The organism is Ruegeria sp. CK1, assembly GCF_056536545.1.
The window spans coordinates 1-21,422 of record NZ_JBQFPX010000008.1; the positions used below are offsets into that span (position 1 = coordinate 1).

20 protein-coding genes and 1 pseudogene are annotated in these 21,422 nt (G+C 52.7%); 11 read left to right on the forward strand and 10 right to left on the reverse strand.

Annotated features, from left to right (window positions below):
• A pseudogene (locus tag ACR0L3_RS16550) lies at window positions 1–296 on the forward strand (thioredoxin peroxidase); the annotation flags it as partial.
• Between the two features lie 423 nt (window positions 297–719).
• Here ACR0L3_RS16550 and ACR0L3_RS16555 read toward each other — a convergent pair.
• Genes ACR0L3_RS16555 through ACR0L3_RS16580 form a run of 6 tightly spaced genes read right to left on the reverse strand, consistent with a single transcriptional unit; the run spans window position 720 to window position 5,946 of the window.
• Window positions 720–1,625 carry an HAD-IIA family hydrolase gene (locus ACR0L3_RS16555; protein WP_480746872.1) on the reverse strand — a complete coding sequence of 302 codons (906 nt, stop codon included), beginning with the start codon at window positions 1,623–1,625 and terminating at the stop codon, window positions 720–722.
• A complete protein-coding gene (gene phnE / locus ACR0L3_RS16560) occupies window positions 1,622–2,437 on the reverse strand; it encodes a phosphonate ABC transporter, permease protein PhnE (RefSeq protein ID WP_170327399.1) in 816 nt (271 codons plus the stop codon). The genes ACR0L3_RS16555 and phnE (ACR0L3_RS16560) overlap by 4 nt, the downstream gene beginning before the upstream one ends.
• The gene (gene phnE, locus ACR0L3_RS16565; protein WP_170375209.1) at window positions 2,437–3,252 is read right to left on the reverse strand and encodes a phosphonate ABC transporter, permease protein PhnE; all 816 of its coding nucleotides are present in this window, start codon (window positions 3,250–3,252) and stop codon (window positions 2,437–2,439) included. The genes phnE (ACR0L3_RS16560) and phnE (ACR0L3_RS16565) overlap by 1 nt, the downstream gene beginning before the upstream one ends.
• Window positions 3,249–4,043 (reverse strand): phosphonate ABC transporter ATP-binding protein, encoded by a 795-nt coding sequence (gene phnC / locus ACR0L3_RS16570; RefSeq protein WP_480746873.1) that lies wholly within the window; start codon window positions 4,041–4,043, stop codon window positions 3,249–3,251. Before phnC ends, phnE (ACR0L3_RS16565) begins: the two co-directional genes overlap by 4 nt.
• A gap of 60 nt (window positions 4,044–4,103) precedes the next feature.
• Window positions 4,104–5,078, reverse strand: a complete 975-nt coding sequence (gene phnD / locus ACR0L3_RS16575; protein WP_480746874.1) for a phosphate/phosphite/phosphonate ABC transporter substrate-binding protein — start codon at window positions 5,076–5,078, stop codon at window positions 4,104–4,106.
• A gap of 58 nt (window positions 5,079–5,136) precedes the next feature.
• Window positions 5,137–5,946, reverse strand: coding sequence for a DeoR/GlpR family DNA-binding transcription regulator (locus ACR0L3_RS16580; RefSeq protein WP_480746875.1), 810 nt, complete (start codon window positions 5,944–5,946; stop codon window positions 5,137–5,139).
• A 245-nt stretch (window positions 5,947–6,191) separates the two neighbouring features.
• Here ACR0L3_RS16580 and ACR0L3_RS16585 point away from each other — a divergent pair, with 245 nt between their 5' ends.
• The 5 genes from ACR0L3_RS16585 to ACR0L3_RS16605 are packed head-to-tail and all read left to right on the forward strand — an operon-like array spanning window position 6,192 to window position 11,591.
• Complete coding sequence (locus ACR0L3_RS16585; RefSeq protein WP_480746876.1) at window positions 6,192–6,656, forward strand: NUDIX hydrolase; 465 nt, start codon at window positions 6,192–6,194, stop codon at window positions 6,654–6,656.
• A 58-nt stretch (window positions 6,657–6,714) separates the two neighbouring features.
• Window positions 6,715–7,740: an ABC transporter substrate-binding protein gene (locus ACR0L3_RS16590; protein ID WP_480746877.1), complete on the forward strand. Its 1,026-nt coding sequence runs from the start codon at window positions 6,715–6,717 to the stop codon at window positions 7,738–7,740.
• Window positions 7,741–9,957, forward strand: a complete 2,217-nt coding sequence (locus ACR0L3_RS16595; RefSeq protein ID WP_480746878.1) for an ABC transporter permease — start codon at window positions 7,741–7,743, stop codon at window positions 9,955–9,957. It abuts the gene before it with no gap.
• Window positions 9,954–11,024, forward strand: a complete 1,071-nt coding sequence (locus ACR0L3_RS16600; RefSeq protein WP_480746879.1) for an ABC transporter ATP-binding protein — start codon at window positions 9,954–9,956, stop codon at window positions 11,022–11,024. Before ACR0L3_RS16595 ends, ACR0L3_RS16600 begins: the two co-directional genes overlap by 4 nt.
• Window positions 11,025–11,591, forward strand: a complete 567-nt coding sequence (locus tag ACR0L3_RS16605; protein ID WP_480746880.1) for a histidine phosphatase family protein — start codon at window positions 11,025–11,027, stop codon at window positions 11,589–11,591. It begins immediately after the preceding gene.
• A gap of 3 nt (window positions 11,592–11,594) precedes the next feature.
• Here ACR0L3_RS16605 and ACR0L3_RS16610 read toward each other — a convergent pair whose 3' ends face one another.
• The 4 genes from ACR0L3_RS16610 to ACR0L3_RS16625 form a co-directional block, all read right to left on the reverse strand.
• On the reverse strand, window positions 11,595–12,386 hold the full coding sequence (locus ACR0L3_RS16610) for an inositol monophosphatase family protein (RefSeq protein ID WP_480746881.1): 792 nt from the start codon (window positions 12,384–12,386) through the stop codon (window positions 11,595–11,597).
• Window positions 12,387–12,929: 543 nt separating this feature from the next.
• Entirely contained in the window at window positions 12,930–13,853 is a 924-nt protein-coding gene (locus tag ACR0L3_RS16615) for an alpha/beta hydrolase (protein ID WP_480746882.1), read from the reverse strand.
• Window positions 13,854–14,588: 735 nt separating this feature from the next.
• Entirely contained in the window at window positions 14,589–15,503 is a 915-nt protein-coding gene (yghX, locus tag ACR0L3_RS16620; RefSeq protein ID WP_480746883.1) for a YghX family hydrolase, read from the reverse strand.
• A 148-nt stretch (window positions 15,504–15,651) separates the two neighbouring features.
• A complete protein-coding gene (locus ACR0L3_RS16625; RefSeq protein WP_480746884.1) occupies window positions 15,652–16,485 on the reverse strand; it encodes an IclR family transcriptional regulator in 834 nt (277 codons plus the stop codon).
• 245 nt (window positions 16,486–16,730) lie between these two features.
• Between ACR0L3_RS16625 and ACR0L3_RS16630 the strand changes: the two genes are divergently transcribed.
• The 5 genes from ACR0L3_RS16630 to ACR0L3_RS16650 all read left to right on the forward strand — a co-directional run bounded on the left by ACR0L3_RS16630 (window position 16,731) and on the right by ACR0L3_RS16650 (window position 21,421).
• Window positions 16,731–17,825 carry a TRAP transporter substrate-binding protein gene (locus tag ACR0L3_RS16630; RefSeq protein ID WP_480746885.1) on the forward strand — a complete coding sequence of 365 codons (1,095 nt, stop codon included), beginning with the start codon at window positions 16,731–16,733 and terminating at the stop codon, window positions 17,823–17,825.
• Between the two features lie 80 nt (window positions 17,826–17,905).
• Complete coding sequence (locus ACR0L3_RS16635) at window positions 17,906–18,514, forward strand: TRAP transporter small permease subunit (protein ID WP_480746886.1); 609 nt, start codon at window positions 17,906–17,908, stop codon at window positions 18,512–18,514.
• Window positions 18,507–19,871 (forward strand): TRAP transporter large permease, encoded by a 1,365-nt coding sequence (locus ACR0L3_RS16640; RefSeq protein WP_480746887.1) that lies wholly within the window; start codon window positions 18,507–18,509, stop codon window positions 19,869–19,871. Before ACR0L3_RS16635 ends, ACR0L3_RS16640 begins: the two co-directional genes overlap by 8 nt.
• Window positions 19,868–21,214, forward strand: coding sequence for an amidase (locus ACR0L3_RS16645; protein WP_480746888.1), 1,347 nt, complete (start codon window positions 19,868–19,870; stop codon window positions 21,212–21,214). The genes ACR0L3_RS16640 and ACR0L3_RS16645 overlap by 4 nt, the downstream gene beginning before the upstream one ends.
• 12 nt (window positions 21,215–21,226) lie before the next feature.
• A complete protein-coding gene (locus ACR0L3_RS16650; protein ID WP_480746889.1) occupies window positions 21,227–21,421 on the forward strand; it encodes a hypothetical protein in 195 nt (64 codons plus the stop codon).
• Window position 21,422: the final 1 nt, after the last annotated feature.

The following is a 21,422-nucleotide window of genomic DNA, read 5'->3' on the forward strand; positions in this document are numbered from 1 at the left end:
ATCCGATCGAGAAATCTCTCGCGGACCAGGATGAATTCGGCTGGGAGTTTGATCTAGCTTATGATCTCAATGAAGATCAAATGAGGGAATTAGGTGTCTATGTGACCGATCCTATTTCGCCCAACGAAACGGATCGCCGTTTTGCGGAACCGGCATCCTTTTTCATTCTTCCGGATGGCACGACGCAGATTGTTATTTTGTCCAACGGGCCTGCGGCACGTCCGGATCTGGAAGAGTTGCTAGACGGAATGAAATTCAATATCTCAAACAACCGGCCGACGAGGGGGATGGCTTGAAGATATGCGGCCGTTGTGGGTTTTGTAGCTAAGAGCTGGCAAGTTTATTAACCAGTGAAATCATGGAACGATACGCGGGGTGAGACAAATAGAATATATTTGGGATACGCTTACGGCTGCGGCGGAATAGCACTCTCGTGCCGAAGCGGCCATTGGTGCACTGCGCAGAGAAGGTCTTGATCGAGCCCACTTTGACCGATGCTGCTCGATGCCCCAATGACAGCAATGCGCAGAAAGCGGGCTTTGCAAAGTTCGGAGTTCGGCCCAATCCGGACGTGAGTTTAGAGTTAAGTTGTTGCGGAGGGTTCTCCAAAGCTGCCGTTCACACGTGGCGCTTCGTTCACATGGTCGGGATGTGCGCAACGCTGATTCACCCGACGTTCGAGTTAACAGAAAGACGTGTCCAAGCGGAACGCTCCAATATCAAGGCCGGTTTACAACAAAGCTCGGCACTATCCCTGCCTTCAAGATCGCTGCTTCAACATCATGCCCTGCGAAGAAACCGAATCCAGAGATGAGCGCGGAAGCTATGCCTGCATTTCGTGCACCTAGAATGTCGGTGTGCAGGCTGTCGCCAACCATCAGAACGCGGGGCTTGTCGACGTGCCCGAGGCGTTGGAAAGCAAGGTCATAGATGTTGGTGAAAGGTTTCCCAAAGAACTGAGGGACGACACCTGTCCGGTCTGCAAGACGGTGCGCGTAAAGACCCGGTTCTTTGGAAAAACCGTACTCGCGCGGAGCGACAATGTCAGGGTTGCCGACTAATACCGGGCGGGGACGCTCCAGCAAAGCGGCCTCCAACATAGCTTGTCGCGTTTCATTCCAAACCGCTGACCCGATCATCAAAAAACCGTCGACGGTTTCGTAGGGCTTCGGATCATCCTCCAGATAGGATAATTTTAACCCTTCCAGATCGCGAAGACCGGCACTGGGAGTCGCCATCAATCCCCAATGCAACTCACTTTGGCCGTTTAGCTCAGACAACAACGTGGCCCGACTGGTGATCACGTCTTGTGGCGCGAAGTTGTAACCAAGCCTATTGTATTTCTCGATAAGAGTTGCGTGGGGAAATCCCGCGGCATTCGACACGACCAGAACGCGCTTGCCGGCGGCTTTAAGTGACCTGACCCGATCTGGTGTTTCCGGGATCGCCGTATCACCAATATTTAGAACTCCGAAGGCGTCCAGGAGAAACACGTCGAACTCATGAGCTAGGTCCTCTAGCGTCTCGACCTGACGATAGCTAACTTCAGTGGTTCCGGTTTCCGGAAGGCGGTGCCGTACACCCTCGTAGGCCTCAAAAGCCTCTTGCGCAGAGAAATCGGTCAAATGATGGCCCCTCGCACTTTCGCCGAAACCCATTCACTGATCATGACCGCGACCAGAATTACAATAAGGATCAGACTAACTTGCGGCCAAGCCAGTACGTTGAGCGAAGCCGACAATTGCAAACCGATACCTCCGGCTCCAACCAGCCCGAGCACCGTGGATTCGCGAATGTTGATATCCCAACGGAAAACGGCAATGCCTGCAAACGCGGGCAGGATTTGCGGTACGATCCCATAGGCCATGACCTGCCAGCGTGAAGCACCGGTTGCTGTGATTGCTTCGACCTGCGTGTGATCAATTTCCTCAATCGCTTCGTAAAGAAGCTTTGCGCAAAACCCGATTGAACGAATGGCGATTGCTATGACACCGGCGAACACTCCGGGACCAATAATCGCGATCAAAAGAAGCGCCCAGATCAACGAGTTTATAGAGCGGGTCGAGACAATGACCAACAAGGCAATCGGTCGGATGAACAAGGCCGATGGTGTGGTGTTGCGGGCCGCCAAAAAGGCAACTGGCACTGCCATGCACAGGGCAATTATGGTTCCCAGGGTGGCAATGTTTAGCGTGTCCCAAATCGGGCGACCTAACTGGGTGATGTAATCCCATTTAGGAGGCGTTGCACGAGTCCAAATATCATTGGCGATGCGGGGCGCATCCCAGACGAAAAACCAAGTCGTCGACTCTGAGATTAGCTGCCAGCAGTAAACAAAGATCGCCACGCCCAGCAACCAGCCGAACCAACGGACCAAGCTCTGACCCGTTGTCCGGCGACGCCAGATTTGCGCATCGTCGCGTTCAAGTATCGGCACTACTGAACCCTCGCTCGAATAATTCCCGAAAGGTATTCAAGTGCCATCACGATGCCGATGATAAGAATGAGAATGGCTGCCGCCGTGTCGTATTCATAGCGGTCGAATGCGGTGTTCAAAGTTGCACCAATTCCACCAGCCCCCACGAGCCCAAGGATCGCGCTTTCTCTGAAATTGATGTCGATCCGATACATTGAAAGGCCCACAAGTCGCGGCATAACCTGGGGTTGAACTCCATAGTTGATCCATTGTGGCCAACGCGCTCCAGAGGCCTTAATCGCCTCAGCCTGAACCTTGTCCATGGCTTCGATATCTTCGGCCAGAAGTTTTGAGAGAAACCCGATGGTTGCGAAAGAAAGCGTCAGAAATCCGGCCAGCGGGCCAAAGCCAAAGATAGCCACAAGCAAAATGGCAACGATAATCTCTTGCAATGCCCGACTAATCGCTACAATGCCTCGGCAAATCATGTAGATTGGCAATGGCGCGATATTGCGGGCAGCCCCCAACCCAATCGGGATCGAAATCAGGATGCCCACAACTGACGCGGCCACGGTCATCACGATACTTTCCAGAAGGCCGCTCCAAATATCTGTCCACCGTGAAATGAAGTCTGGGCTGGTGAACGCAAGCACAAACGCCCAACCTCGATCCAACCCTTCATAGACACGGCCCCAATCAACTTCGATGGTCATGAACGCCGCGATCAGGTAGGCGAAAAAGCCAAGGAGCAATGCCCAGCGGAGTAATGGGTTTTTGACAAAGGCAGGCTTACGCCAGCCTTTTCCCAGCATGTCGTCTAACTCTCGATGGCTCATTCTGCAGCCTCGACATCGTCGTCTTCGTCCACGTTTTCGATGGTTGCTTCCCAATCTTCTTCCCCATAGATCTCGGTCAGCTTCTCAGGGGTAAGGCCTGTGGGAAGCCCATCATACACAATTTCGCCAAATCGGAGTCCTACGACGCGGGGAACAAACATCTGAGCGAGCGCCACATCATGGATATTGATAATGGCTGCCAATCCGCGTTCCTGACATAACTCGGTGATGAGACGCATAATCTGACGGCTGGTCTTTGGGTCCAGCGATGCAGTTGGTTCATCGACCAACAGCAGTTTTGGATTCTGTATCAGTGCCCGGCAGATGCCGACCCTTTGGCGCTGACCGCCGGAGAGTTCGTCCGCCCGTTTATCCGCCATGTGCAACAGCCCCACCCGATCGAGTAGCCGGAAGGCTTCGTCCACATCCGACTGCGGATACCGCCGTAGAAAGCTGCGCCAGAACCCCACATAGCCCAACCTGCCGGACAATACATTTTCCATCACTGTCAGGCGTTCGACCAAGGCATATTCCTGAAAGATCATGCCCATTTCGCGGCGTGCCTTCCGTAATGCCCCCGATCCGAGTTTGGTCAGGTCCACATCATCCAAAAGGACACCGCCGCTTGTAGGTTCAACCAACCGGTTGACACAGCGGATCATCGTCGATTTGCCCGCGCCCGAGGGCCCAATCAACGCAAGAACCTGTCCTTTTGGAACCTCAAGATCGATTGCCTTCAGCGCCTGATCCCCGGTCTTGTATGTTTTCGTCAGCTTTTGAAGACGCAGCATGAAATGCCCCAGATTAGGGTGAACGGCGGGCCCATTCAGGCCCGCCGGATTAGTGAAAGGTTATTGGCAGGCGTAGGAAACGCCATTTGCTGCGTCGATTTTACGAATGACGTCCCAGAATTCCTGATAAGTCATCTCCAGGAATTGGCCTTCGTTTGATTTTGAGAACTCAGCTTCAAGTGTCGTCCCCTCCCAATCGAAATTGAAGAAGGCATTGCGGATCTTTTCCTGCAGCTCGGGTGTCAGGTTGTAGACGGTGCCAAACCCAGTGGTCGGGAAAGTCTGCGACTTATAAATCGTAATGACGTCATCCTCATTGATCACGTCACGAGAGATCATCCGCGATTTAACCGAGTTCGCAATTGAGGCCGCTAAGTAGTCTTTGTTGGCAACACCTAGGATTGAGTTGTCGTGCTTGCCCGAATATACAGGCTCAAAATCGCGTTCGGGCAGAAGATCAAAGTCGCTTTTCAGGATCGCAGAAGGAGCCTTGAATCCCGAGTTCGATGTGGGGGATGTAAAAGCCAGTTGCTTTCCCTTGATGTCTTCAACCTTTTCGATGCCCGAACCTGGATAGGTGATGATTTCCATCTCGTAACCAAAATTACCGTCCTTCGAAGCCATGATTGTGAACGGACGGAACCCTGCGCAGTTTACCGCAAGTGGGTTAGAACCGGTGTTGAATCCCGCAATATGCAGGCGCCCTGAGCGCATCGCCTCGATCTGGGCTGCGTTGTTCTGGACTGGAAAAAAGACAACGTCCTTGCCCGTTTCTGCTTTCAAATGGTCGAGAAAGTCTGACCACGCAGTTTTGTATACGGCGGGGTCTTCTACCGGCGTGTAAGCAAAGATCAAGGTGTCTGGATCTATTTGCTCGGAAGGATCTTTAGGGATATCCGCGATCAAATCCCCGTCGGCATCACAAAAACGCTCGTCCAAGTCACCGCGTGGGCAATCCTGCGCCGACGCTATTCCACTCATCGACATGAGTGCGATTGCAGATGCCCCAAGCAATAGTTTGATATCGATCTTCATGTTTTCCTCCCAGTTATGTGCGGTGCTTTTTGTCCGCTGTTAATCAATCATTTTATGTCTACCCGGCGACGAGAACGTCGACCTCGGCGCTCTCAATAGCGTTACGCAATTCTCCTGTTGGTTTTTTGTCGGTGACTATGGAATCCAAGTCGTTAAGGTCTCCTACTTGAGACAAGCCTTTCCGGCCGAATTTCCCGGAATCAACAAGTAGGTGTCGTTTCTCGGCACGCGTCAGCATCACCCTCTTTACTGCCGCAAAGCCCCGCACTGTTTCTGAAGGACCTTCTGTCGACAACCCAGAGGCACCGATCATGCACCTGTCGACGTTGAAGCGGGACAGAAATTCCAGCGTCTCGGTTCCGATAGTTGCAGACTCAGTTGCCAAATATTCCCCTGGGCATAACAGGACTTGAGCAGCCCCATGGCCAAGGGTCATAGCTACAGGAATGGAATTGGTAATTACCGTGCAATGGGTACCAATATAAGCCAGTACACGTGCCATTTCGATTGTGGTCGAGCCGGAATCGATCATGACCGTTTCACCGCTCTGGATCAGTTCTGCCGAAATAGCACCTATCCGTTCGCGTTCCTCAACCTGAGCGTTTGTTCGTTCATCCAAACCCGGATAGTGCCCTTGCGCAGCGGCTGATGCCCCCCCGTGTGCCCGCGCTATCAAGCCGTCATTCGACAGAGCATCGAAATCTCTACGTACCGTTTCGTTGGAGACGTTGAACCGCTGTGCCAGTTCGTTGATGCGAACGTGCGGGCGCAGCTTCAGCTCCAACAATATCTGTTGGCGCCGGTCGGATTTCTTTACCCGGCTCTGGTTCTTTTCAGACATTTTGCCGCGCGTTTTTGTTTTGGACATCCGACGACCCGATTAGGCTTCGAAACCTACTTTTGTGGGCTTTCGGTCATAATGCAATATTTTTTGTTGCATAACCCTCGGAAGGTTGTGAGAATTCGAGCGAACACAAGTAATTGCGAAGCGCAAAGCGAAGATGCACAAGTTGATCAAATTCAAAATACGAGCCAAGGCAAAGCGTTAAACGGCCGACTTGCCAAAAAGACAGCTTCCTTTTGGTTTTTGATCGTGTGGCATTGAGGGGCGGCATGGGCGACAGCGAAACGGCAGATCAGATTGCGGCGCTTCCGATGCGCTGGGACAAGACTGGCAAGTTGCGCGTTCTTATGGTCACTTCGCGGGATACCGGCCGGTGGGTTATCCCAAAAGGATGGCTAATGGACGGCAAAAAACCATGGCATGCCGCAGAAATAGAAGCTCAAGAAGAAGCAGGCGCAGTCGGCACCATATCTAAACGGCCAATCGGTCATTTTTTCTATGATAAACGATACGAGGGGCGAAGCAGCGTTCGCTGCCGCGTTACCCTTTATCCTCTGGTCGTCGAAAAGTTGAAGCGACGCTGGAAGGAAGAAGGTGAACGAACGCGTCATTGGTTCTCACCGGCAAAGGCCGCAAAGTTGGTTCAAGAAAGAGACCTGTCAGAATTGCTGGATAATCTATCAGACGATCCAGAACTCAAAACTGTCATAAAGAAACTTCGAAAGGCTGCATGAGGAAGGGCATGAAAGAACCGGGAAACCCGGACGCATTACGCTCATAGGGAGAAAAAATATGAGGAAATTGACATCCACTGCGGTTGGATCGGTGATTGCCCTGGCTGCGTCACTGTCGGCGGCACAGGCCGATAAATTGACTTTCTATTGTTCGGCACAGGAAGACTGGTGCCAACTCATGGCGCGAAGCTTTGAAGATGCGACGGGCATCGACGTCAACATGACCCGGAAGTCGTCAGGTGAAACCTTTGCACAAATCCGCGCCGAAAGCTCGAACCCGAAAGGGGACGTTTGGTGGGGCGGTACCGGTGATCCGCATTTGCAAGCCGCCGAAGAGGGCCTGACTATGGAGTACATTTCGCCAATACGTGACCAACTTCATGATTGGGCGATATCCCAGGCAGAAAGCGCGGGTAACAAGACGATTGGCATCTATTCAGGCGCACTAGGCTATGGCTACAATGCCGATCTTGTCGCTGCCAATAATCTGCCCGAACCTGCCTGCTGGAAAGACCTGCTGAAGCCCGAATACAAGGGCCACGTTCAGATGGCGAACCCAAACTCATCAGGCACGGCCTATACCACGCTAGCGTCGATGGTGCAGATCTTCGGCGAAGATGAAGGCTTTGAGTTCATGAAAGGTCTGCATTCGAACATCAACCAATATACCAAGTCTGGCTCTGCGCCGATCAAAGCCGCTGGTCGCGGTGAGAACACCATCGGTATCGTCTTTATGCATGACGCTGTGAAGCAGGCCGTTTCAGGATTCCCGGTTAAGGTCGTCGCACCGTGCGAGGGCACAGGATACGAAATTGGCTCGATGTCGATTATTGAAGGAGCCCGCAACGAAGAAGAAGCGAAAAAGTTCTATGACTGGGCACTGTCACCCGAAGCCCAGAACCTTGCTCTTCAGGTCAACGCGTTTCAAGTGCCATCGAATAAGGGCGCAGAAACTTCGGATAGCGCGCCAGACATGAGTCAGATCAAGCTGATTGACTATGACTTCAAAAAGTATGGTTCCTCAGACGAACGGAAGCGTCTGTTGCAGAAATGGGACGAAGAGGTTTCGACTCTGCCGCAGTAAATGACTGACCGGACTTCAAAAACGACCCATCCGGTCCTGATCTTCTGGATCACGGCCGGGTGGGTCGGATTCTGCCTGTTGCCTTGGTATATGGTCGACGGTGGCCTTTGGTCGTTCGAGTGGCTTTTGGACGGCTACCCATTCGATGAGGATTATGCCCCCGCTGCGTTTCTGATTGGACAGGGTGAAAAACTTTGGCTCGCTCCGCTCCTGATCGCACTCGTCCTGCCGCTTCTTGTGTTGAAGCGCCCCAAATCTGATCCACTTTACGCCAGAATACTGATCCTGTCAGGGGCGCTTGGCTTCGGCTGGCTGATCGCTCAGGGGTTCAGCATTGGCATTAGAGGCTTCAACTTCAATTGGTTGGAGGCGATGTTTGGCGAACTCGGCGACCGTCAGTACGGAATGGGCTACGGCGCGATGATATGTGCCTCAAGCTTTCTGTTCCTGCTTACTCAGGGGATCGCGGCAAGGGGTGCCATTAACGGTGACGTCTTTGTCGTAAGCGCTATCGGTGGCGTTATTACAATTGTCACCGCTTTTGTCTTTTTTCCCATCGCGAAGATGCTCTTCGCTGCCTTCATCACCGAAGACGGCGCGTACTCCATCGCGGTATTCTTCTCGAAGTTTTTCGATGATCGACTGTGGGGTTTGGGGTGTTTTCAGGGCGCGCGTTGTGGTGCCGCCTGGAATTCACTTTTTCTTGCCATCCTCGTTGGCGTCATCACCACGGTCCTGGGGCTTTGCTTTGCACTGGTTGTGACGCGCTCAGGTTTTCGCCATAAACGCGCGTTGCGGGCTCTGACCGTTCTGCCAATAATCACCCCGCCATTCGTGATCGGCCTGGCGCTGATCTTGCTTTTTGGCCTTTCTGGATCGGTCACCCGGTTCTTTGCCGAACTTCTCGGCACCCAGCCGACACGCTGGCTTTACGGAATGCCAGGCATCCTGATCGCACAGACACTCGCGTTCACGCCAATTGCCTTTCTTGTTCTGATAGGTGTGGTTGAAGGCGTCTCTCCGTCGATGGAAGAAGCGGCCCAAACGCTCCGCGCCAGCAGATGGCAGACATTCAAGACGGTTTCCTTGCCTCTGATGCGGCCCGGTCTTGCGAACGCATTTCTTCTTGGCTTCATCGAAAGCATGGCCGATTTCGGCAATCCGCTTGTATTGGGCGGGAATTTCGACGTGCTTTCGACCGAGATATTCTTCGCCATCGTCGGCGCTCAATACGATCAGGGCAGGGCCGCGGTTCTGGCCATGGTTCTGCTGTTCTTTACTCTTTCCGCCTTTTACGCGCAGCGTGTCTGGCTGGGGAAGAAAAGCTACACAACCGTCACCGGCAAAGGGGATGCCGGTGTTCATCCGCTGATGCCGACTGGCCTTTCAGTTCCGGTACTACTCATCGCTCTGGGCTGGGCGCTGTTCACAATTGTTGTTTATGCGATGATCATTTACGGCAGTGTCGTCGAGTTGTGGGGTGTCGATAACTCGCTAACTGTCAAACACTATGTCACCGCATTCTCCGTACGTTTCGAAGAAGATAGCTTTCGCTGGACCGGAGCCGCTTGGGACAGTTTCTGGACCACCATAACGATCGCGGCCATTGCTGCCCCATTGACTGCCGCCGTAGGTCTGGTGACCGCTTATCTGCTGACCAGGCAAAGTTTTGCAGGCAAGAACGCTTTCGAATTTGGAACAATGTTGTCCTTCGCTATCCCCGGAACAGTGATAGGCGTCAGCTACATCCTAGCCTTCAACGTTCCGCCAATTGAAATCACGGGTACTGGTGTCATTCTCGTTGTCAGCTTTATCTTCCGTAATATGCCGGTTGGCGTTCGTGCGGGGATCGCGAGCATGTCGCAGCTTGACCGAAGCCTTGATGAATCCTCGCTGACCCTTGGTGCAAACTCGTGGCAGACGTTTCGAAACGTCATCCTGCCGCTATTGCGCCCTGCCATACTTGCTGCGCTTGTTTACAGTTTTGTCCGTGCCATGACGGCGATCTCGGCTGTCATCTTTCTGGTCAGCGCAGAATATGACATGGCGACCAGCTACATTATCGGTCGGGTCGAGAATAACGACTATGGCCTTGCGATCGCCTATTCGACGACGCTGATCTTTGTGATGCTCGCGGCGGTCGGTTTACTGCAACTACTCGTTGGCCGGGTCCAGATTGGTCGACGCACGCAACACGGAACGGAGGCATCGCGATGACCGACGCCAAAATCGGTTCCAAGGCCGCCCCGGTGCGCTTTGAGAACGTGTCAAAAGTATTCGGTAAAGACATCGTCGCCGTCGACAACATCAACCTGCATGTCAATGCAGGAAAACTCGTCACACTGCTTGGTCCGTCAGGCTGTGGGAAAACAACGACTTTGCGCATGATAGCCGGGTTGGAAATGGCAAGCTCGGGCAAGATCCTAATTGGTGATCGGGACGTGACCAAATTGCCTGCCACCGACCGCGACGTATCCATGGTTTTCCAGTCATACGCGCTTTTCCCTCACATGAGCGTGCTGGAAAACGTGATGTATGGCCTCACATTCTCAGGCTTTGCAAAGGATGAAGCCCGCGGCCGCGCTATGTATGGATTGGAACTGGTCGGTCTTCAGGGGTTCGACAACCGTCTTCCCTCGGAACTGTCAGGGGGCCAACAACAACGTGTTGCCGTCGCCCGCGCGCTGGTTCTTGAGCCGCAGGTTCTGCTGTTCGACGAGCCGCTGTCCAATCTCGATGCCAAGCTTCGCCGTCAGGTGCGAGAGGATATTCGGGCAATCCAGCAAGATCTTGGTTTGACAGTTGTTTACGTGACCCACGATCAGGAGGAGGCACTGGCAGTCTCGGATGAGATTGTCGTCATGCGCAACGCAGCGATCGCCCAAATGGGCACACCACGCCAGCTTTACGATGCCCCGAACGATCGTTTTGTCGCCGATTTCATAGGTGAGGCAAACCTATTGGATTGCCAAATCGTCGATATCAATGGCGACGTGGCAACGATAGAAATAGAAGGCTACCGCCACACGCTGCCACGTCGCGGTTTGTCCGAAGGAAACGCAACCATTGCAGTGCGACCCTCACGTCTGGTTATCGGCTCAGACCAAGGCATAGCAGCCAAGGTGGCGAAGGCGACCTATGTTGGCGTTCGAATGGAATATACGCTGATCGGTGCATTCGGTCAGGTTTTTGCCGTACACGATGACGTCGATGCGCCGCTTGATCCCGGCGCCGAAATCAGAATGGGTTTTGCTGACAAAGGGCCCGTTCTTTTGCCGGATTAAATGCCGAAACTCATTATCATCACACACCCCGAGGTCTCAATCGATCCGGCCGTCCCGATAACTGAGTGGGGCTTGAATGCTGTGGGCCGTAAGCGCGCTTCTGAATTTGCATCCAGTGGAATCTTGTCCAACGTCACTCAGATATGGACCAGCGACGAGCGGAAGGCCCGCGAAACAGGCGAGATTCTTGCTGCAACACGAATGCTATCCGTGAAATGCAACTTGGGTCTTGGTGAGAATGACCGCAGCGCAACCGGTTACTTGCCGCTGAAAAATTTCGAAGCCGCGGCCGATGCTTTCATTGCTCAGCCGGAAGGTAGCTATCGCGGTTGGGAACCAGCGATCGAAGCACAGATACGCATTCATCGGACAGTCACTAAGATTATCCGGTCGCATGATGCCGGGGATCTTGCAATTGTGACGCATGGAGCAGTTGGCACATTGCTTTGGTGCGCACTCTCGAATTGTTCGATAAACCGCAGGCACGACCAACCCTCACAAGGCCATTTTTGGCAGGCAGATTTAGCTACGCTCAAGCCTGATTCATGTTGGGTCTCTTTGACGTAGGAGCTAAGCGTTCCAAGCGTTCTCTGCGATCTCACGCAACGTCTCGAACACATCTGGTGTCCCCACGATCACGCGCCCGCCGTCTCGGATCATCGCATCGGCGTCCTGATCCTCGACAACGCCACCCGCTTCCGAGACCAGCAATTGCCCAGCAAGACAATCCCATGCATTCATGTGCTCCTCCACGTAACCCAAAAGGCGCCCGGCAGCGACGTAAGCCAATGAAAGCGCTCCGCTGGCGTTTCTGTGAAACATCGCCCCGTGCTCGATCAGATCCTCGATAACAGGTAAGACGTGACGGCTCTCAATCCGGTTCGAATATCCCACAGCTACTGTTCCATCTTGCAACGGCACTCCTATCGCGACGCTTATCCGTGATCCGTTAAGTGTCGCAGTTTCTCCGCGAGTTGCGACAAAAGTTTCATCCACGTTTGGATCGTGGATCACACCAATCTCCGTTTGGCCCTCAGTGACACCAGCCAGAACAATGGTCCATGCAGGAATACCGTTCACGAAATTCGTGGTCCCATCAATTGGATCAATAACCCAGTCAAAGCCACTCTCTCCCGCTACCGCGCCATGCTCTTCACCGTATACGCCATCTTTGGGCCACGCCTCCGCGATCCTTTGACGAATGAAAGTCTCGACGTTCTTGTCCGCCTCGCTCACCCAGTCCTGAGCGCCTTTTTGATCAACAATAAGATTGACCCGATCTGCAAAGAACTTTTTGGCAAGTAGCCCAGCCTCCTCGCAGACTTCGGTGGCAAAGTCTCTGCGTTCTGAAAGTCGAGACATAGGTGCTCCTTTTTCGGTTGGAGAGTTGCTCAGCAGCATTGTAGGCCAAGCGAAGACTAGACAACCAGATAGTCTTTTCGTTTGCTTCAGGTGCCAATATTGGCTCCACAAACCTTGAGTTCCGAGTGTCTACGATCTGCTCCGCGATCAATCTCCCGATCAATAGTTCTCTAATTTCTGTTTGCATTCGATATAGAGCCGACTTGCGGAAGCGCAGCCAAAATCCTGAAACACCCACACTTTGAATGTCGGCTTACTTTCCGGCGCTCAAGTTGGTCTCTGCGCGCAACAAAGGTCGGCTCCCCATTCGAACCGCAGATCTGAAGTTTCCGCTTTGGGCTGCCTGCGGTCATCCACCCTCAACAGGCGAGTGACAGTATTGTCCGCGTAGCGGACGTTCGCTGCAACTTGATTGAATGTCTACTTTGCAGGACAAGCCGACGTTCGCGGCCTACAACCTAATGACTGCTGTTGTGCCTCCCTAGCATTGATCTCGAGCTTCGGCTTGAAACGAAGAGCATCAATTCAAGGAACCCGAACGTTTTAAACCTTTTGGCTGACAACCTGCTTCTTAATGAATGTGCCAATCTCCTCCACAGAGTCGTCTGCCTCGGGGCATCGTCCAACGTTCAAGTGCCAAACGTGGGTTCGCCCTTTGAACTTCGGGACTTCAGTTGTGACACCTTGCTCTCGTAGACGATTGGCAAGGGCCATCGAGTCGTCAAACAGTATTTCGGTTTCGTCCACATGAAGCAGGCAGGGTGGTGCACTAACGAAGGTGCCAAGCACAGGCGAAACCTCGGGGTCGCTCGGATCGTGTCCGGCAAGATAGGCATCTTTGCCTCGAACGATCCAGCGCATCGGGACCAAATGGTCGGAGCCCACATTCGTCTCGAGCGATGCATTGGTCAGCCGCAGGTCAGAGATTGGTGCAATTGCGGCGACTGCAACGGGTTTCCGCAATCCGCGGCTACAAATGCGATGCAACAAGGCGAACACCAAGTTGCCACCTGCGCTGTCACCGACAAGACTGATTGGGCCTGCATCGGGAGCAGCGCACAGCGCTTCATACGCGAATGTGGCTTGGTCAAGGGCCGTTGGAAAGCTATGTTCAGGGGCGAGCCCATAGTGAAGAAAATGCGCTCTTTGGTTTGCTGCTTTGCCAAGCTCGGAAACCAGATGGCGATAACCGCGCAAGTTGCCAATCATGAAAGCACCGCCGTGTAGATAGAGCATACTACCGCCAGTCGGTGTCGGGCCAACCTGACAAACTGTTGTGCGAACCGAGTCAGGACCAAGACCCAAATGACTCTCCGTCAGTCTTAAGCCGTCGGGTGTCTTCAAAGTGATTGCCGCGCTTAAATCAGCAATGTGGCGCACCGTTGGCTGATGCGCGATCAATGCGATTACTGGTTTTTGAACAAACCGTGCGTAGCCGTTCCAGAATTTCTGTTGACGTGAAAGCATAAGATTTGGTTGCGCCAAAATCTACCGCTGTCAACAATCTCGCTGCTGGCGCTCATTCCAGCAGAAGCCAATCGCTAGATCTGCAAATGCATCGAAATGGGTTCGAATCAGTCGTTTGCTGCATTTTGCGCGAGCGTCTGTTATACTACGCCTTACCGTTCGTTCGGTCATACTCGAACCTGAGGCTTTGAAACGCCAGATCTTATGCTCAGTGTGGTATATTTGGTGGTATGATTATGGAAGTTTATATTTTTAATAATATTTAACAGATAGTTACAATAAATATACAGTTGCTCCTCGGTCCGCCACTGGTTTTCTAATGACTGTTTCACGAACCTGACCCAATCGTCATAGTTGGACCAGAAAAGCTGTGAATGTTCGACGTCGGAAAACAATGCAAGTCAAACACCATTTTTCGGCAAAGTAAGGCGCGGAGCTAAAGGTCAGGTGCTGGCACTCAAAAATACGGCATCTTGTCAGGTGCAAAGCTAGACTTCACTCGCCACAACACCAAGTTGTCGCGGCGGCGCGGCCTGTATCGGAAGACTTTCGTTGAGCCTGCAAATCGTGGGACAGAACAATTCAAGCATCGGTAAATCGCCGTTCTGACAGCAGTAAGCAATTAGGACGGCAGCAATGCGGACTAGGTCGCCTTCCAGATAGGTCTCACAAATGTAAGCGAAGCCCCAAAAGATCAGCGCAAACTGGGTCTAACCCATCCTGCTGAAAGTAGCCTCAGCCAGCGAGATACGTGCGGAACCAAGCAATCGTACGCTCCTCGGCAAGCTTCGCGGCCGCCTCGTCATATCGCGGTGTCGTGTCATTATGAAAACCGTGATTAACGCCAGGGTAGATGTAGGCTTGGTATCGTTTGTCGTTTTCAACGAGTGCTTTTTGATAATCCGGCCACATAGCGTTTATTCTCTGATCGAGTGCGGCAAGTTGGATCATCAGAGGAGCTTGGATCAGACTGACTTGGGAACTGTCGGGTGCTGCTCCATAAAATGGAACACCTGCTGCCATCTCAGGGTAAGCCACAGCAAGCTTGTTGACGACGCCTCCGCCATAGCAAAATCCGGTTGCCCCAACTTTACCGTTTGTGCCGTCAAGATTTTGAAGAAATTCAAAGCCTGCGAAAAAATCGTTTAAAAGAAGTGCAGGATCCAAACTTCTCTGCATCTCGCGCCCTTCATCATCGCTTCCGGGGTATCCCCCAAGCGAGGACAGGCCATCTGGTCCCATCGCAACGAAACCCGCTTTTGCCAGACGTCGTACAACGTCACGAATATAAGGATTAAGGCCCCGATTTTCGTGAATAACCAAAATAGCCGCTGGTGGACGATCCGGGTCGACCTCTGTTGGGCGCACGAGGTAAGCCGAGATGTCACCAGTTCCGTTCGGGCTGCTGTAAGTGATCTCTTCTGCTTGAATATCCTGGTCGTCTTCAGCGACCTGTTGTGCAAAGGCGTAGTTCGGAGAAAGTGTGCTGAGTATGGCCGCAGCGGTTAATCCGCCAACTGCCCATTTTCCAGCACGATCAAGGAACTCGCGTTTGGTAATTTTCCCGTGTGCATAATAGTCATATAGATCAAGAAGCTCTTGGTCGAAGTCTGCCGCCGTCAAACGACGTGTCGGGGAAATATCTTCCATAACGGTTTCTCCTTATCTGCGATGATGAATATTGCTACGGCGAAATCTGGGTACTCAGAGCAGCATAACGTCTGCTGGAAAAGGTGTCCTTTTGCTCCTGTTATAAAGAGTTGCAGTATATTTTGGTAACTCAACCTTTTTTGCGTATTCAGCTTTTTTTGGGCGAGTTCCCGAGCCTTTCCGTTATTTTAGTCGCAGCTTTCACAACAGATGCTGCCAAAATATCCAGCTTATTGTCGGGAAATCTCGTTAACGGGCCAGAGATTGAAACGCCGGCAACGACGTTATCCAATGAATCGAAAACAGGCGCGGCGATACAGCGCATTCCCTGGAAACGTTCTTCATCATCCAAAGCCCATCCTCGTTGCCGGGATTTGCGCAGCTCTGCTTTCAAGTGTTGCTTGTCTGTAATTGAATTGGGCGTCTGATTCACCAATGGTAACGGCCCTAAAAATTTATCTAACGCGGCCTCATCCATAAAAGCCATTATGGCTTTTCCTACACCAGACGTGTGAAAATAGGCTCCGGTTCCATTCTTGATAGAAGCCCGTATTGGGTTTTCAGATTCAATTTGTATCAGATACAGTAATTGACCTCCTTCCTTGATTGCTAAGTTTGCAGTTTCACCAGTCTCTTTTGATAGCATTCGCATCACGGACGGGGCGCATTCGAGCAAATTAGATCCTTCTTCAAAGGTACTGCCGATCCGATAAGCCTGTGGTCCAATTCGCCATTTACCTTGTTCAGCATCGTGAACAACCATGCCGCGCTGCTGAAGCGTGGTCAGAAGCCTGTGTGCTGTCGCAGCTGGAATAGCTGTATCTCTGGCAAGTTCCGCAAGCGTGGCACCGGGCCTGTCCGCAAGAGAGATCAGAACGCGAATTCCGCGATCCAGCGCAACAACGGGGGATGTTTCGGCTTTCTCCTCATTCGTCTTCAGACGTGGGCGTCCTCGGCGAATGGGGGATTTTTGTTCGCTCATAATCGGGGCAGCCAATGTTTAGTTTCTAATTGCAAGACTCTAGCTCGTTAGTTGCGGTAAAAAAATGAAAAATAAAAATTTATTAATTTCAGCACTTTAATTTCTTTTTTCGTTATTAATTCACGGAGTTTCCAAAATATTTTGAAAAATTGAGAATCTGTCTTATCGTTACCTTCATCCGCTGCAGGGCGGATTGGTGCCAATGCCGAAGCAAAATCGGTGAAGGCCCAGTCAAGGGAGGAAACATGACAAAATCTTTGAACCGCAGAAATTTTCTGCGTGGATCTGCTGTTGTGGGCGCTGGCGCGCTTGCAGCCCCGGCTGTCCATGCTCAGGAAGGAACCAACCTCAAGATGCAGGCTGCCTGGGGAGGCGGCATATTCTTGGAGAACGCGCAGTCCTACGTGAACCGCGTAAACGAAATGTCTGGCGGGAAACTCACGATCGAACTGTTGCCCGTGAATTCCGTCGTTAAAACAAGCCAGATGCAGGACGCGGTGCACCGCGGCGTTCTGGATGCTGCGCATTACGTTCCAGCGTATTGGTACTCCAAGTCCAAAACTGCTTCGCTATTCGGAACCGGTCCGTGCTTTGGCTGGTCCAGCCAAGAAGTTCTGGGTTGGGTGAACTACGGAGGCGGGCAGGAACTGTTCGATGAGTTGATGGGTATCCTGGGCCTCAACGTCGTTTCGTTCTTCAACTCACCCATGCCGGCGCAACCGCTTGGATGGTTCAAAGAAGAAATAACAAGTGCAGATCAAATGAACGGTCTGAAGTACCGTACTGTTGGTCTTGCGGCAGATGTTCTGCTTGAGATGGGAATGTCCGTTGTTCAGCTGCCGGGGGGTGAAATCCAGCCTGCGATGAAGTCTGGTCTGATCGACGCGGCAGAATTCAACAACCCGACGTCAGACCGTGACTTTGGTATGCAAGATGTGTCGAAGCACTATCACCTTGCATCGTTCCACCAGAGTCAGGAGTTCTTCGAAGTCACGTTCAACAAGGACAAGTACAATGCGCTTGCACCCGAGCTGCAAGCCATACTGAAGTATGCGTCTGAGGCTGAAAACTCGAACTTCTACTGGAATAACACCAAGCGTTATTCCGAAGATCTGGTCACGCTGGCTGAAGAGCAAGGCGTTAACGTCTATCGCACGCCCGACAGTGTGATGCAGGCGCAGCTGAATGCTTGGGATGTGGTCGTAGAGCGAATTGCCAACGAAGATCCGTTCTTTGCCAAGGTTATCGAAAGCCAGATGGCCTATGCGAAGACCGTGATGAACTATCTCAACCTGAACCAACCGGACTACAAGCTGGCTTATCAGCACTACTTCGGTTGAGGCCTGAAAATCTCTGAAATGGGAGGTCGCGCCTGCGCGCGGCTTCCTGAACTCTGGGCAGAACAGGCGAGGAACTGACCTTGATCAAGACAATCCACGCCATCGAAGGGCTAAGCCAATGGGTCGGCAAAGCCTTCGGATGGTGCATTCTAATTCTGACACTTTCCGTGTCTTACGAAGTGTTCGTCCGGTACGTTCTAAACAAACCAACCGTCTGGGCGTTCGACATGATGGTCCAGATGTATGGCGCGCTGTTCCTCATGGCCGGGGCCTATGCGCTTGCACAAGACGCACATGTCCGCGGCGATGTTCTGTACCGACTGTTCTCAGTCCGCTGGCAAGCGCGCGTTGATTTTGTTCTGTACATTCTCTTTTTCTTTCCGGGGATGTTCGCTTTGTTCTGGTATGGGTGGGAGATCGCGAAAGACAGTTGGCGATACGAAGAGGTCAGCTGGAATAGCCCGGCTCGTATTCAGATTTATTTCTTCAAAACCCTGATCCCAGTCGCTGGATTCTTACTGATGCTTCAAGGCCTTGCCGAAATGGCCCGGTGTTGGTTGGCAATGCGAAATGGCGTCTGGCTTGAGCGGCTGGATGACGTGCGTGAAACCGAAGACATGTTGATGGAAGAAACCATAGACAAAATTAGAACAACCAGCTCCAAAGTAGGAGGCCGCAGCGATGACTGATCCTCAAGTCGCCATCCTGATGCTCAGCCTCTTCATTCTTTTGGTGCTGCTGGGCTTTCCAATTGCGTTCACGCTGCTCGCTATGGGTGTTGGTTTTGGGTACTACGCCTACTACCAGTCCGCGCCCGAGAGCATTTCGGACATCTTCAACAACAATATCTTCTACCTACTCAACCAAAACACCTATTCGGTGATGGAGAACGACACGCTTGTCGCCATCCCGCTGTTCTTATTTATGGGGTATGTGGTCGAGAGGGCGAATATCGTCGATCGCCTGTTTTTTTCTCTGTACATGGCGGCCCGCAACTTGCCGGGTTCACTGGCGATCGCAGCATTGCTGACCTGTGCTGTGTTCTCTACCGCGTCTGGAATTGTTGGTGCGGTTGTCACTCTGATGGGGCTACTTGCCTATCCTGCCATGGCAAATGCCGGGTATCAGCGCAGTTTCGCCTCTGGCGTTATCTGTGCAGGGGGAACCCTGGGGATTCTCATCCCTCCTTCGATTATGCTGATCGTCTATGCTGCCATTGCTGAGCTTTCACCGTTGCGATTGTACGCAGCGGCCGTTTTCCCGGGTCTTATGCTGGCAGGGCTGTATATCGTCTACGTGATGGTACGCGTCTGGTTGAACCCATCGCTAGCGCCAAAGCCGCAGGAGGATGACATTCCGCCAAAACGGCAAATCTATATGGATTTGCTGGTTTCATTTGTGCCCCTGACCGTTCTGATCATGCTGGTGCTCGGCTCCATCCTTGGCGGCTTGGCAACCCCGGCTGAGGCGGCGGCAATGGGTGCACTAGGTGGGTTAGTCTTGGCGGTGCTGTATCGGTCGCTTACTTGGGACAAAGTCAAACAAAGCGTCTTTCTGACGGCTAAAGCCACTGCGATGGTGTGCTGGTTGTTCGTCGGCTCATGGACCTTTGCCTCGATCTTTTCCTATCTCGGCGGACATGATGTGATCGAGCATTGGGTTGTTGGTATGAACCTACAGCCGTGGCAATTCCTGGTGCTCGCTCAGCTGATTATCTTCCTGTTGGGATGGCCGCTTGAATGGTCCGAGATTCTCATCATCTTCGTGCCGATCTTCCTGCCGATGCTGGATACGTTCGGGGTCAATCCATACTTCTTCGCGATGCTTGTCGCTTTGAATCTGCAGACCTCATTCCTGACGCCGCCCATGGCAATGTCAGCCTACTATCTTAAAGGGGTTCTCAAGAACCAGATTCAGTTGATGGAGATCTTCAAAGGTCTGATGCCTTATTTGGCCATCGTGATCCTTTGCATGGTGCTGATGTATCAGTTCCCCGGAATCGCCTTGTGGCTGCCGGATTACCTGTTCGGGGTTTGGGTGCCATGACCAAACATGATCTGTCACTGTTCTCGGCGGTCCAATCCGCCGAGGCCATCCGCGCTTGGCGCATTTCTTCCGAAGCGCTGGTTGAGGCCTGCTTGGCGCGGATCGAAGAAACTGAGGGCAAGCTTCGGGCTTGGGCTTATCTGGACGCGGGCGTAGCCCTTGATCAGTCGCGCGAGCTTGACCGTATTCGCAAGGCCGGACGGGCAATGGGGGCGCTGCACGGTGTGCCCGTCGGACTAAAGGACATAGTCGATACGAAAGACATGCCCACGCAGCGCGGATCGCAGATTTTTTCGGGTCGCCAACCCAAGTTAGACGCTAGGCTGGTCGAGCATCTTCGCGAAGCCGGCGCAGTGATCATGGGCAAGACCAAGACCACTGAATTCGCCTTCATGCACCCGACTGACACCACCAACCCGTTTGACCCGGCCCGGACACCCGGGGGCTCATCCAGCGGGTCTGCCGCCGCAGTGGCAGCCAGGCACGTGCCCGTAGCGATTGGAACCCAAACCGGTGGTTCGGTTATCCGCCCAGCATCTTTTTGTGGCGTTTACGGGTTCAAACCTTCCCGAGGAACGATCTCGCGCAGCGGTGTCTTCCGCACATCTGCGTCTCTGGATCAAATCGGCGGATTTGCGAATTCCTTGGAAGATGTCGCTTTGCTGACGGACGTCCTGTCAAGCTATGATCAAACCGATCCTGCAAGCTTTGCCAGACCGCGGGCGAACATGCTGGCAGGTGCACGCGCAGAAGCTCCGATTGAGCCGAACATTGCTTGGCTGGATTTTCCATTCGACGACCGTTTGGACGCAGACACGGTTGAAGGCCTTAACGCAGTCATCGACAGATTAGGGGGGCGGGTCGAGCGATTTTCGGCATCCCCTCAACTGGCGGACCTCATCAACGTTCACAAAACGATCTACGATTACGAAATTCGCCAGAACATGGTTGATATATCCGAGGCCCATTGGCCTGAGCTTAGTATCGAGATGCAGTCAGCGATCAACCGCGGATCAGAAATCAGTGTGGCGCAGTATGAAGATGCGTTGGCGGTTATGGTCTCTGCTCAAAGCTTTTTCGAAGGATATTTCACCGACTTCGACGCAATCCTGGCCCCGGCGGCTACAGGAGAGGCCGCACCTCTGACAGCAGGGCATACTGGTGATTCAGTTTTTTGCCTGACTTGGACACTGGCGGGTCTACCGTGCCTCACGCTGCCACTACTGGTTGGACAGAACGATCTGCCAATCGGCGTGCAATTGATCGGCGCAGTAGAAGAAGACGACCGGCTTCTGCGCACTGCTTCATGGGTCCAACGTAGCCTCGCTGAGCAGGAACAGTAAGGAGATTACACTATGTCGCGAATGACAAATATTATTATGGGTATCATCGGCACCGGTCTGATGATGGTTTTTGTTCTCGGCCTTGCGCACAGTATTTCAACGGGCTTCGCTGGATTTTTGGGCGGATTGCCTTTCGTGTGTATTGCGGTCTTCGTGATTGCCCTTGCGCTCTATAATTTCTGGGAAGATGCCGTCAAAAAGGACTGAA